Raw genomic sequence first — 13,183 nt, 5'->3', positions numbered from 1 at the left:
TGCTATCGTCTTTCAGTCATTCCAAAAAATGAATAATCGGGATGACTTCATCTTGATTCGAGAACATCCACTGGAGCAGCCATGGAACTGGCCGAACTGGAAATCTTCCGCACCGTCGTCGCCGAAGGCGGCGTGACCCGCGCCGCCGAGCGGCTCAACCGGGTGCAGTCCAATGTCACCACGCGCATCAAGCAGCTGGAGCAATCCATCGGCGTGCCGCTGTTCGTGCGCGACCGCAAGCGGCTGGTGCTGACCGCCTCGGGCGAAGCCCTGCTGGATTACGCCGAGCGCATCCTCGACCTGGTGCAGGAGGCGCGCGAGGTGGTGTCGCCGCAGAATCCGCGTGGCCGCCTGCGCATCGGCTCCATGGAAAGCGCCGCCGCCAGCCGCTTGCCGGCACCCTTGGCCGAATTCCACCAGCGCTGGCCCGAAGTGCGGCTGGAACTGTCGACCGGGCCGACCGACGTACTGATCGCCGGGGTGCGCGCCGGCAAGCTGGATGCTGCGCTGGTGGCCGGGCCCATCGAGGATGCCGCCCTGTCCGCGACACCGCTGTACAAGGAAGAACTGCTGCTGGTGACGCCGCGCAGCCATCGCCGGGTGCGCTCGCCCGAGGATGTGATGCTGGATACCCTGATCGTCTTCGAGCAGGGCTGCGCCTACCGCCGCCATGCAGAAAGCTGGTTCGCCGGCCAAGGCAAGGGCGGGGTGCCGGTACGCACGCTGGAACTGGCCTCCTATCACGCCATCCTGGCCTGCGTGGCGGCAGGTGCCGGGGTGGCGGTGGTGCCGCGTTCGGTGATCGCGATGCAGATGGAACCGCACGGATTTGCCACCCATTCGCTGGGCCGCGATGGCCGCGTGACCACCTTCCTGATCAGCCGGCGGGAACGCAGCTCGGCTTCACTGCTGGCCTTGCGTTCTTTACTTGTGGCAAGTCTTTGATATATTGGATTCATACCGGATTGTTTTGATATGAACCTCCACGCCACAAATATGTTTGCGGTTGCAGCATATGAAGAGGGTGTAACCATTTGTAAAAACGGCTGCGACAGCTCGGCTATTTCCCTATATTGAAGTTCCCCCTCCATTCTCCCCCCCGAGAATGGGATTTACCCCACGACTCGCAAGGGCCGTGGGGTTTTTCTTTTGTACCGCGTTTTTTCATCCCATTTTTAGCCCTGCATTTCCCGTCATTTACGACTGCACTGGTATGACGAGTCAGTTTGCCACATGTGTGCAAGGGATATGTACCAAGGTGCATATATTTTCGTTTTTTTCCGCATCCTGCATGTTTGTGTCCGCCGGTCTCATCACCGGGTCCCGGTCTTGCCGTCGGGCCGGGGTGGCGTGCTGCCCACGATGAGGTTGCCACGCGCCGCCGTCTGGATCGCCAGCACGGCGGGATGGCTCAGCCTGCGTTCGACCGAGATCGCATAGAACTGCTCGCGGATGGCGTCGGTCTTGCCGATCTCCACCAGTCCATATTGCTTGCGGATCTGCCCGGCAATCGCCGTGGGGGCCGCAAAGATGCCCGCGCCGGCGTCGCCGAAGGCCAGCAGCAGGGCCCCATCGTCAAATTCTCCCGTGATCTGTGGGCGGATGCCTTCCTTCTCGAACCAGCGCAGCAGGCGCGGACGCACCGCCGCATCTTCCCCTGGCATCAGGAAGGGCGCGGCATCGAGGCTCTGCGGAAAGCCCTTGCGATAGCGCCTGGCCAGTTCGGGCGTGGCAAAGAAGCTGGTATCGCATTCGCCCAGCAGGTGGTGGTAGCCGCGCACGTCCACATTGGGCGGCATCGGGCTGTCGGCGATGATGATGTCCAGCTTGTGGATGGCCAGGTCGGCCAGCAGTACGTCCAGCTTGCCTTCGCGGCAAATGATGCGGATCGGGTCCTGCATCGCCAGTGCGCTTTCCAGCAGCAGGTAGGCAATCGCCTTGGGCACGGCATCGGCCACGCCCACGCGCAGTTGCAGCGTGCGTCCACCGGGGCGCAGGCGCAGGGCTTCTTCCAGCTCCTCGCCGAGGCTGAAGATGCGTTCGGCGTAATCGAACACCATGCGGCCTTCATCATTGAGTTCCAACCGCCGGCCCACGCGCTTGAAGAGCTTGTAGCCCAGGGATTCCTCGAACAGGCTGATCTGGCCACTGATGGTCTGCGCGGTCAGGTGCAGCCGCTCGCTGGCGCGCGCCACGCCGCCGGTCTTGGCGACCGTCCAGAAATAGTGGAGATGCTTGTAGTTGAGGCTGGCCATGGGCTGCTTCCTGGTTGCGGGGCGATTGCAATACTTCGGTTTTTCCGAAGTATTATCTCAAAATATTCGAATTTTCATTCAGTCTGGTTTGGCCTACAGTAGCGCCTTGTCAGGTGCGGTGGGGAGTTGTCGCCGTGCCGGGTATCGTTGCCAACGCTGAATGAAGGAGAAGCCTGATGAAATGTCCCGTTTGTACAGTGCACAACCTGCTGATCTCGGAACGTCAGGGCATCGAGATCGATTATTGCCCCCAATGTCGGGGTGTGTGGCTGGATCGCGGCGAGCTGGACAAGCTCATCGAACGCTCGGCCGCCAGCCAGGTGAGCGCCCCTGCTCCGGTACAGGCAGCGCGGACGCACATGCCGCCTGCGCCGCACACGCCACCGATGCCCCCGCAGGGCGGGTACGATGCCCGCTATGGTCGCAGTGGCCATGGATATGAATACAAGCGCAAGAAAAAAGGCTTCCTGGGTGAAATCTTCGACTTCGATTGAAGATTTTTTCCCAAAACCGATAACCGAGCCCGCCGCCGGCGGGTGAACAAGAAGAGAGGTATGACGTGAACGGTGTAGAGAGTTTCGCAAGCCTGCCCATGTGGATAGGTTTCATCGTCTTCGTGCTGGGGATGCTGGCCGTGGACATGTTTGCCCTGGGTGGCCGCAACGCCCACCGGGTGTCGCCCAGGGAGGCGTTGAGCTGGTCGGTGGTATGGGTGTCGCTGGCCTTCCTGTTCGCCGGCCTGATGTGGTGGTACCTCGATGCCAACGTCGGCCGCGAGTTCGCCAACCAGAAGGGCGCCGAGTTCCTCTCCGGTTACCTGATCGAGAAGGCGCTGTCGGTCGACAACATCTTCGTGTTCCTGATGATCTTCAGCTACTTCGCGGTGCCGGCTGAAATGCAGCGCCGCGTGCTGCTGTACGGCGTCATCGGTGCCATCGTCATGCGGGCCGTGATGATTTTGCTGGGTGCCTGGATGATCGCGCAGTTCAGCTGGATCCTGTACGTGTTCGGTGCCTTCCTGGTGTTTACTGGCATCAAGATGCTGATCTTTGCCGACAAGGAAGCTGATCTGGGTGACAACCCGCTGCTGCGCTGGCTGCGCGGCCATATGAAGATCAGTGACAACTATGACGGTGAAAACTTCACCACCCGCATCAATGGCGTGCGCTATTTCACCCCGCTGATGCTGGTGCTGCTGCTGATCGAGATTTCCGACGTGATTTTCGCGGTGGACAGCATCCCGGCGATCTTCGCCATCACCAAGGATCCGTTCATCGTCTTCACCTCGAACATGTTCGCCATCATGGGTCTGCGTGCGCTGTACTTCCTGCTGGCTGATTCGGCAGAGCGCTTCCACCTGCTCAAGTATGGCCTGGCCCTGGTGCTGCTGTTCGTGGGCGGCAAGATGCTGGCGTCCTACTGGTTCCACGTGCCGGTGCTGGTCTCGCTGTCCATCGTCGGTGCCATCCTGGTGATCTCCATCATCGCCAGCCTGGTCCTGACCAAGGGCAAGGACAAGGAAACCACGGCGGTATAAGCGGCTTTGATGGAGATGTGAACAATTCAACGTGGGGCTTGACCGGCTGGAGCGATCTGGCCGGTTTTTTTATGCGCGAGTGAACGAAGTGGATAAAACGATGCAAATTCGGCATCGCGCGTTTATTGGGGACGGAGTGCATTAGAATGTCTGCTCCACTCAACCGGTTTGCAGCGTCTGCCATGGCCCGCCTTCCCCGACTCGTCGTTCCGCACCAGCCGCACCACATCATCCAGCGTGGCCATGACGGCCTGTCCATCTTCCGTGATGCTGATGACCATCTGGCCTTCCTCGGCTGGCTCAAGGAGGCTGCAAGACAATTCAAGGTGGCCGTCCATGCCTATGTGCTCATGCCGGATCACCTGCACCTGCTGGCTACTCCGGCCGACGATCAAGGCCTGGCACGGATGATGCAATGGATCGGACGTCACTACGTCCCGTATTTCAACCAGAAGCATGGACGCAGCGGCACGCTGTGGCAGGGGCGTTACCGCGCCACCGTCATCGACCCCGAGCTCTACCTGCTGGCCATCTGCCGCTACATCGAGCTCAACCCGGTGCGCAATGGCCTGGCGGCCAGCCCGGGGGATTATCCGTGGTCCAGCTACATGCATCACATCGGGGCCAAGCAGGATGGGCTGATCACCGACCATCCTCAATATTGGTCGATTGGCAACACTCCCTTCGATCGTGAGATCGCTTATCGCCAGCTCACCGAAGAAGGACTGGCGCGCGCCGAAGTGGAGCGCATCACCGATGCCACGCTCAAGGGTTGGGCGCTGGGTTCGGAAGATTTCAAGCAGGGGCTGGAGCGCCAGACCCACCGGCGCGTCAGTCCGGCCAAGCGTGGCCGTCCCCATCGTTCGCATTGCGGGCGAGGCGGATGAAGTATCCGTCCGGCAAGAATCGTAAGCTTTCAAAAATAAGTCTTTTTAATCAGGGACTTGAATCTGCATTGCTTCACTCTGTCCCCATTAGAAAAATCCAGAAAATCTTGGGGATTTTAATTGCACTCAGACCCTAATTATTTTCATTGAACTATTGGGTGCAGTGCACTATTCTTCAAATCCTTACTGTCAATGTGGTGGAGTACCGTTATGCACGCGCAAGGCCTTTACGACCCAGCAAATGAACATGACGCCTGTGGCGTCGGTTTCATCGCCCACATCAAGGGCAAGAAAACCCATTCCATCGTTGACCAGGGTTTGCTCATCCTGAAGAACCTGGATCACCGGGGTGCTGTCGGTGCCGACCCGTTGATGGGTGACGGTGCCGGTATCCTGATCCAGATCCCCGACCAGTATTACCGTGAAGAGATGGCCAAGCAGGGCGTGGACCTGCCGCCGCCCGGTGAATATGGCGTGGGCATGATCTTCCTGCCCAAGGAAAACGCTTCCCGCATTGCCTGTGAACAGGAAATCGAACGCGCGGTGCTGGCCGAAGGCCAGATCGTGCTGGGCTGGCGCGATGTGCCGGTGGACCGCGACATGCCGATGTCGCCGACCGTACGCGAAAAAGAGCCGGTGATCCGCCAGATCTTCATCGGCCGCGGCCCCGACGTGATGGTCACCGACGCGCTGGAACGCAAGTTGTACGTGATCCGCAAGTCCTCCGGCCACGCCATCCAGGCCCTGAACCTGCTGCACGGCAAGGAATTCTTCGTGCCCTCGATGTCGGCCCGCACCGTAGTCTACAAGGGCCTGCTGCTGGCCGACCAGGTCGGCGTGTACTACAAGGACCTGCAGGACGAGCGCTGTGTCTCCGCGCTGGCCCTGGTGCACCAGCGCTTCTCCACCAACACTTTCCCGGAATGGCCGCTGGCCCACCCGTACCGCCTGATCGCCCACAACGGTGAAATCAACACCGTCAAGGGCAACTTCAACTGGATGCGCGCCCGCGAAGGCGTGATGCAGTCGGCCGTGCTGGGTTCGGACCTCAAGAAGCTGTTCCCGCTGATCTATGAAGGCCAGTCCGATACCGCCAGCTTCGACAACGCGCTGGAACTGCTGGTCATGGCCGGCTATCCGCTGCCGCAGGCGATGATGATGATGGTCCCCGAAGCCTGGGAAAACCACACCTCGATGGACGACAACCGCCGCGCCTTCTACGAATACCACGCCGCCATGATGGAACCGTGGGACGGCCCCGCTGCGCTGGCCTTCACCGACGGCCGCCACATCGGCGGCACGCTGGACCGCAACGGCCTGCGTCCGGCGCGCTACATCGTCACCGATGACGACCTGGTGGTGATGGCTTCCGAATCCGGCGTGCTGCCCATTCCCGAGTCCAAGATCATCCAGAAGTGGCGCCTGCAGCCGGGCAAGATGTTCCTGATCGACCTGGATGCCGGCCGCATCATCGACGACAAGGAACTGAAGGACACCTACGCCAACGCCAAGCCCTACAAGCAGTGGATCAACTCGGTACGCGTCAAGCTGGACGAGTTGAAGGAAGAGCCGCGCCAGCCGTCCTCGTCCCTGAAGCTCTTGGACCTGCAGCAGGTCTTCGGCTACACCCAGGAAGACGTCAAGTTCCTGATGGCCCCCATGGCCAGCGGTGGCGAGGAAGCCATCGGCTCCATGGGCAATGACTCGCCGCTGGCGGTCATGTCCAACAAGAACAAGCCGCTGTACAACTACTTCCGTCAGTTGTTCGCGCAGGTGACCAACCCGCCGATCGACCCGATCCGCGAAGCGCTGGTCATGTCGCTGGTGTCCTTCATCGGCCCCAAGCCCAACCTGCTGGACACCAACAACATCAACCCGCCGATGCGCCTGGAAGTGTCGCAGCCGGTGCTGGACTATGACGACATCGCCAAGCTGCGCAACATCAGCGCGCACAGCGGCGGCAAGTTCAAGTCCTACGAACTGAACATCTGCTACCCCGTCGCCTGGGGCAAGGAAGGCATCGAAGCGCGCCTGGCTTCGCTGTGCGCCAAGGCGGTCGATGCGGTCAAGTCGGGCCACAACATCCTGATCATTTCGGACCGCAAGGTCGATGCCGACCAGCTGCCGATCCCGGCACTGCTGGCCACCTCGGCCATCCACCAGCACCTGGTCAGCAAGGGCCTGCGCACCTCCACCGGCCTGGTGGTGGAAACCGGTTCGGCCCGCGAAACGCACCACTTCGCCCTGCTGGCAGGCTATGGCGCCGAAGCGATCCACCCGTACCTGGCCATGGACACGCTGGCCGATCTGGCCAAGGGTCTGCCGGGCGACCTGTCGCCTGAGAAGGCCATCTACAACTTCCAGAAGGCGGTCGGCAAGGGCCTGCTGAAGGTCATGTCCAAGATGGGCATCTCGACCTACATGTCCTACTGCGGCGCGCAGATCTTCGAAGCCATCGGCCTGTCGAAGGCACTGGTGGACAAGTACTTCAAGGGCACCGCGTCCAACGTCGAAGGCATCGGCGTGTTCGAAGTGGCCGAAGAAGCGCTGCGCCTGCACACCGCCGCCTTCAGCGCCGACCCGGTGCTGGCCAACGCCCTGGACGCCGGTGGCGAATACGCCTTCCGCATCCGTGGCGAAGAGCACATGTGGACCCCGGACGCGATCGCCAAGCTGCAGCACTCGACCCGTTCGAACAGCTACAACACCTACAAGGAATACGCCCAGATCATCAACGACCAGTCCAAGCGCCACATGACGCTGCGCGGCCTGTTCGAGTTCAAGATCGACCCGTCCAAGGCGATCTCGATCGATGAAGTGGAACCGGCCAAGGAAATCGTCAAGCGCTTCGCCACCGGTGCCATGTCGCTGGGCTCGATCTCGACCGAAGCCCACGCCACGCTGGCCATCGCGATGAACCGCATCGGCGGCAAGTCCAACACCGGTGAAGGTGGCGAGGACGTCAACCGTTATCGCAACGAGTTGAAGGGCATCCCCATCAAGCAAGGTGCGACCCTGGCGTCCGAAATCGGCCGCGAACACATCGAAGTCGACATTCCCCTGCTGGAAGGCGACTCGCTGCGCTCGCGCATCAAGCAGGTGGCATCGGGCCGTTTCGGCGTCTCCGCCGAATACCTGATCTCGGCCGACCAGATCCAGATCAAGATGGCCCAGGGTGCCAAGCCTGGCGAAGGCGGCCAGCTGCCCGGCCACAAGGTCTCGGAATACATCGCCAAGCTGCGCGTGTCGGTGCCGGGCGTGGGCCTGATCTCGCCGCCGCCGCACCATGACATCTACTCCATCGAGGATCTGGCCCAGCTGATCCACGACCTGAAGAACGTCAACCCGCGCGCTTCCATCTCGGTCAAGCTGGTCTCCGAAGTGGGTGTCGGTACCGTGGCTGCCGGCGTGGCCAAGGCCAAGTCGGATCACGTGGTCATCGCCGGTCACGATGGCGGTACCGGTGCTTCGCCGCTGTCCTCGATCAAGCATGCCGGTTCGCCGTGGGAACTGGGCCTGGCGGAAACCCAGCAGACCCTGGTCCTGAACGGCCTGCGCAACCGCATCCGCGTGCAGGCTGACGGCCAGATGAAGACTGGCCGTGACGTGGTCATCGGTGCCATGCTGGGCGCGGACGAATTCGGTTTCGCCACCGCACCGCTGGTGGTCGAAGGCTGCATCATGATGCGCAAGTGCCACCTGAACACCTGCCCGGTGGGCGTGGCTACGCAAGATCCGGTGCTGCGCGCCAAGTTCTCCGGCAAGCCGGAACACGTGGTCAACTTCTTCTTCTTCATCGCTGAAGAAGCGCGCCAGATCATGGCCCAGCTGGGCATCCGCAAGTTCGACGAACTGATCGGCCGCGCTGACCTGCTGGACCGTTCCAAGGCCATCGCGCACTGGAAGGCCAAGGGCCTGGACTTCAGCCGCATCTTCCACCAGCCCGAGTCGAACCTGCCGGTGTACCACACCGACGTGCAAGACCACGGCCTGGACAAGGCACTGGACCACAAGCTGATCGCGCAAGCCAAGATCGCGCTGGAGAAGGGCGAGAAGGTTTCCTTCATCTCCCCGATCAAGAACCTCAACCGTACCGTCGGCGCCATGCTCTCGGGTGAAGTGGCCAAGCGTTACGGCGATGAAGGCCTGCCGGATGACACCATCCACATCCAGCTGCAAGGCACCGCAGGCCAGTCCGCTGGTGCCTTCCTGGCCAAGGGCGTGACCCTGGACCTGGTCGGCGAAGGCAACGACTACGTCGGCAAGGGCTTGTCGGGTGGCCGCATCATCGTGCGTCCCAACACCGAGTTCCGTGGCCGTGCGGTGGACAACATGATCTCCGGCAATACCGTCCTGTACGGTGCTATCAGCGGTGAAGCCTTCATCAACGGCGTAGCCGGCGAGCGTTTCGCCGTGCGCAACTCCGGTGCCACGGCAGTGGTGGAAGGCACCGGCGACCACGGTTGCGAATACATGACCGGCGGCACCGTGGTGGTGCTGGGCAATACCGGCCGCAACTTCGCAGCGGGCATGTCGGGTGGTATCGCTTATGTGTATGACCCGGAAGGCGATTTCGCCGGCAAGTGCAATACCTCGATGGTCAGCCTGGAGAAGGTCCTGTCCGACACCGAGCAGGAGCAGACCCTGGGCCGCGACATCTGGCACAGCCTGCTGCGCGGTGGCGAGCGCCAGACCGACGAAGCCATCCTGCGCGGCTTGATTGAACGCCACTTCAAGTACACCGGCAGCACGCGTGCGCGCTACCTGCTGGATAACTGGGCGGCGTCGCGCGCCAAGTTCGTCAAGGTGTTCCCGACCGAGTACAAGCGTGCGCTGGCCGAACTGGCCGCCGCTGCCGAAACGAAGAAGGAAAAGGTCGCTGCCTGATTTTTCAGCCAGGCATCAATCGGACTAATCAATCAAGCACGCCGGCGGGCGTGGCGCGAAAAGTGAAGAGCGCCGCCCGCCGCATCCTTAGCGAGAATGTGAGAGGAAAATGGGAAAAGCAACCGGTTTCATGGAGTACCAGCGCCTGAAAGAGGCCAGCGAGGCACCTGCCGCGCGTACCAAGCATTACAAGGAATTCGTCCTGCACCTGAGCGACGCTGACGCCAAGATCCAGGGCGCACGTTGCATGGACTGCGGCATCCCCTTCTGCAACAACGGCTGCCCGGTCAACAACATCATTCCCGACTGGAATGACCTGGTCTATCGCGGCAACTACAAGGAAGCCCTGGACACCCTGCACCAGACCAACAACTTCCCCGAGTTCACCGGCCGCATCTGCCCGGCACCCTGCGAAGCCGCCTGCACCCTGGGCATCAACAATGACGCCGTGGGCATCAAGTCGATCGAGCACTTCATCATCGACAAGGGCTGGGAAAACGGCTGGGTCGTGCCGCAACCTGCTGCGGTCAAGACCGGCAAGAAGGTCGCCGTGGTCGGCTCCGGTCCTGCCGGCCTGGCCGCTGCCCAGCAGCTGGCGCGCGCCGGTCACGACGTGACCGTCTTTGAAAAGAATGATCGCGTCGGCGGCCTGCTGCGTTATGGCATCCCCGACTTCAAGATGGAAAAGTCGCACATCGACCTGCGCGTCGAACAGATGAAGGCCGAAGGCGTGAGCTTCCGTACCGGCGTGTTCGTCGGCAAGGAATTCCCCGAGACCGTCAACAACTGGTCCAAGGAAAGCGTCACCCCGGAAGAGCTGAAGAAGGAATTCGACGCCGTCGTCATCGCTGGTGGTGCGGAATCCCCGCGTGACCTGCCGGTGCCGGGCCGCGAACTGAAGGGCGTGCATTTCGCCATGGACTTCCTGCCGTTGCAGAACAAGGTCAATGCCGGCGACAAGCTCAAGAGCCAGATCATGGCCACCGGCAAGAACGTGGTCGTCATCGGCGGTGGCGACACCGGCTCCGACTGCGTCGGTACCTCCAACCGTCACGGTGCGGCTTCGGTGACCCAGTTCGAACTGATGCCGCAACCGCCGGAATCCGAAAACAAGCCGCTGGTCTGGCCCTACTGGCCGATCAAGCTGCGTACCTCTTCCTCGCACGAAGAAGGTTGCGCACGTGATTTCGCGGTGACCACCAAGCGCCTGGAAGGCAAGGGCGGCAAGGTCGAGAAGCTGATCGCGGCGCGCGTCGAGTTCAAGGACGGCAAGATGGTCGAAGTGCCCGATTCGGAATTCGAGATCAAGGCTGACCTGGTGCTGCTGGCCATGGGCTTCGTCTCGCCGGTGCAGCAGGTGCTCGATGCCTTCGGTGTCGAGAAGGATGCACGCGGCAATGCCAAGGCCACGACCGATGGCGAAGGCTGCTACAAGACGTCGGTGGACAAGGTCTTTGCTGCAGGTGACATGCGCCGTGGCCAGTCGCTGGTGGTGTGGGCGATTCGCGAAGGCCGCCAGTGCGCACGTGCGGTGGATGAATTCCTGATGGGTTCTTCGCTGCTGCCGCGCTGATTGGTCGCCTCGTACTGAACGCTGAATGATTTATATGATTTAAAAAGTATCAAGCAGTACGCAGTTTTCTGCATTTTTCGTTTGACCCTGGACCCGGATCGGCGCAAGCCGGTCCGGTTTTTTTTCGTCATGTGTTTCGTGCCATGCCTGCGCCCCAAGCCCCATGCCCTTTGGCCGCGCGTGTAAAATGGCCCATCGCCGCCTGCCGGCATCATCCCTACGCACATCGCAATGGCAACCCCGATCCGCTACCGCATCACTTCCCTCGATCCTGCCTCCCATCTCTACGACGTCAGCGTCACCGTGGATAGCCCGGCCGCTGACGGCCAGGTCTTCTCGCTGCCTGCCTGGATTCCGGGGAGCTACATGATTCGTGAATTCGGCAAGAACATCGTGCAGCTGCGTGGCGAATCCAATGGCCGCAAGGTGGCAGTGAAGAAACTGGACAAGCACACCTGGCAAGCCGCCCCCTGCAAGGGTGCGCTCACGCTGCACTATCAGGTGTATGCCTGGGACCTGTCGGTGCGCACGGCCCACCTGGACCGCACGCATGGCTTCTTCAATGGCACCAGCGTCTTCCTGGCCGCGCATGGTTTCGAGGAGGGCGAGCACGTGGTGGACATCGTCCGTCCGGAAGGGGATGACTTCAAGCGCTGGCGCGTGGCCACGGCCATGCCCGAACTCAAGGCCAAGCGCTATGGTTTCGGGACTTACGTTGCACCGAACTACGATGCGCTGATTGATCATCCGGTAGAGATCGGCGACTTTGCCCTGGCCACTTTCCAGGCGCATGGCGTGCCACACGATGTGGTCATCACGGGCCGCGTGCCCAATCTCGACCTGGCACGCCTGTGCGATGACTTGAAGAAGATCTGCGAGGCGCAGATCGCCTTCTTCGAGCCGCGCAGCAAGCGTGCCCCCATGGATCGCTATGTCTTCATGACGCTGGCCGTGGGTGACGGCTACGGTGGTCTGGAGCACCGTGCATCGACTGCGCTGATCTGCTCGCGGGCCGACCTGCCGGTCAAGGGCAAGCCGGAACAGACCGATGGCTACCGCACTTACCTGGGCTTGTGCAGCCATGAGTATTTCCACACCTGGAACGTCAAACGCATCAAGCCGGCGGTGTTCGCGCCCTACGATTTGCGTCAGGAAAATTACACCTCGCTGCTGTGGCTCTTCGAGGGCTTTACCAGTTATTACGATGACCTGTTCCTGGTCCGTACCGGGGTCATCGATCTGGACAATTACCTCAAGCTGGTCGGCAAGACGGTCACGGGCGTCCTGCGCGGCACCGGCCGCAAGAAGCAGAGCGTGGCCGAGTCCAGCTTCGATGCCTGGGTGAAGTATTACCGTCAGGATGAAAACGCCAGCAATGCCATCGTCAGCTACTACACCAAGGGCTCGCTGGTGGCGCTGGGGCTGGACCTGACCATCCGCACCCAGACCCGTGGCCGCCGTTCGCTGGATGACGTGATGCGCGGGCTGTGGACACGCTATGGCCGCGACTTCTATGACGGCAAGCAGCAGGGCGTGCCGGAAGACGAGATCCTGGCCATCATGGAAGAGTTGAGTGGCGCTGACCTCAAGCGCTTCCATGATCGCCACATCCGCGGCACCGAGGACGTGCCGCTGGACGATCTGCTGCCGGCCTTCGGTGTGGCCTATGAGTCCAGCGTGCCGGCCGATGCCAAGCCCTGGCTCGGAGCACGCATCGGCAAGGAAGGCGGCGATGCCAAGCTGGCCGCCGTCTATGAGGGCGGCCCGGCGATGCTGGCGGGGCTGTCGGCGGGCGACAAACTGGTGGCTATCGATGGCCTGCGCGTACCGGCTTCGGGCCCCGACGGCCTGCTGGCACGCTATCGCATCAACGACACCGTGCGCATCCACGCCTTCCGCCGTGATGAGCTGATGGAATTCAGCCTCAGGCTCAAGTCCGATACCGCACCGCAGGTCACGCTCAAGGCGCTGGCCAAGCCGGTGGCGGTGCTGCGCCAGCGCCAGGCATGGCTGACCCTGAAGGGCCGCTGATTGGATGCGACGA

Annotated in this window: 8 protein-coding genes; 7 read left to right on the top strand and 1 reads right to left on the bottom strand. The window is 61.6% G+C overall.

Annotation, left to right across the window (positions count from 1 at the left end; genetic code table 11):
• The first annotated feature begins 81 nt into the window (after nt 1-81).
• A complete protein-coding gene (locus tag JOD78_RS27075; protein ID WP_134134401.1) occupies nt 82-945 on the top strand; it encodes a LysR substrate-binding domain-containing protein in 864 nt (287 codons plus the stop codon).
• A 368-nt stretch (nt 946-1,313) separates the two neighbouring features.
• Here JOD78_RS27075 and nhaR read toward each other — a convergent pair whose 3' ends face one another.
• Nucleotides 1,314-2,255 carry a transcriptional activator NhaR gene (nhaR, locus tag JOD78_RS27070; RefSeq protein WP_134134399.1) on the bottom strand — a complete coding sequence of 314 codons (942 nt, stop codon included), beginning with the start codon at nt 2,253-2,255 and terminating at the stop codon, nt 1,314-1,316.
• A 176-nt stretch (nt 2,256-2,431) separates the two neighbouring features.
• Here nhaR and JOD78_RS27065 point away from each other — a divergent pair, with 176 nt between their 5' ends.
• The 6 genes from JOD78_RS27065 to JOD78_RS27040 all read left to right on the top strand — a co-directional run bounded on the left by JOD78_RS27065 (nt 2,432) and on the right by JOD78_RS27040 (nt 13,170).
• Nucleotides 2,432-2,749 (top strand): zf-TFIIB domain-containing protein, encoded by a 318-nt coding sequence (locus JOD78_RS27065; RefSeq protein WP_121045821.1) that lies wholly within the window; start codon nt 2,432-2,434, stop codon nt 2,747-2,749.
• Between the two features lie 65 nt (nt 2,750-2,814).
• The gene (locus JOD78_RS27060; protein ID WP_121045822.1) at nt 2,815-3,792 is read left to right on the top strand and encodes a TerC family protein; all 978 of its coding nucleotides are present in this window, start codon (nt 2,815-2,817) and stop codon (nt 3,790-3,792) included.
• Nucleotides 3,793-3,974: 182 nt separating this feature from the next.
• Entirely contained in the window at nt 3,975-4,679 is a 705-nt protein-coding gene (locus JOD78_RS27055) for a transposase (protein WP_209569223.1), read from the top strand.
• Nucleotides 4,680-4,889: 210 nt separating this feature from the next.
• Nucleotides 4,890-9,566 carry a glutamate synthase-related protein gene (locus JOD78_RS27050; protein WP_088756119.1) on the top strand — a complete coding sequence of 1,559 codons (4,677 nt, stop codon included), beginning with the start codon at nt 4,890-4,892 and terminating at the stop codon, nt 9,564-9,566.
• A 109-nt stretch (nt 9,567-9,675) separates the two neighbouring features.
• Entirely contained in the window at nt 9,676-11,139 is a 1,464-nt protein-coding gene (locus JOD78_RS27045; RefSeq protein WP_121045824.1) for a glutamate synthase subunit beta, read from the top strand.
• Nucleotides 11,140-11,370: 231 nt separating this feature from the next.
• On the top strand, nt 11,371-13,170 hold the full coding sequence (locus JOD78_RS27040) for a M61 family metallopeptidase (protein ID WP_209569221.1): 1,800 nt from the start codon (nt 11,371-11,373) through the stop codon (nt 13,168-13,170).
• Nucleotides 13,171-13,183 lie beyond the last annotated feature (13 nt).

Source organism: Herbaspirillum sp. 1130, from assembly GCF_017833835.1.
GTDB lineage: Bacteria > Pseudomonadota > Gammaproteobacteria > Burkholderiales > Burkholderiaceae_D > Herbaspirillum > Herbaspirillum huttiense.
This window is presented reverse-complemented; position numbering and strand designations above follow the sequence as displayed.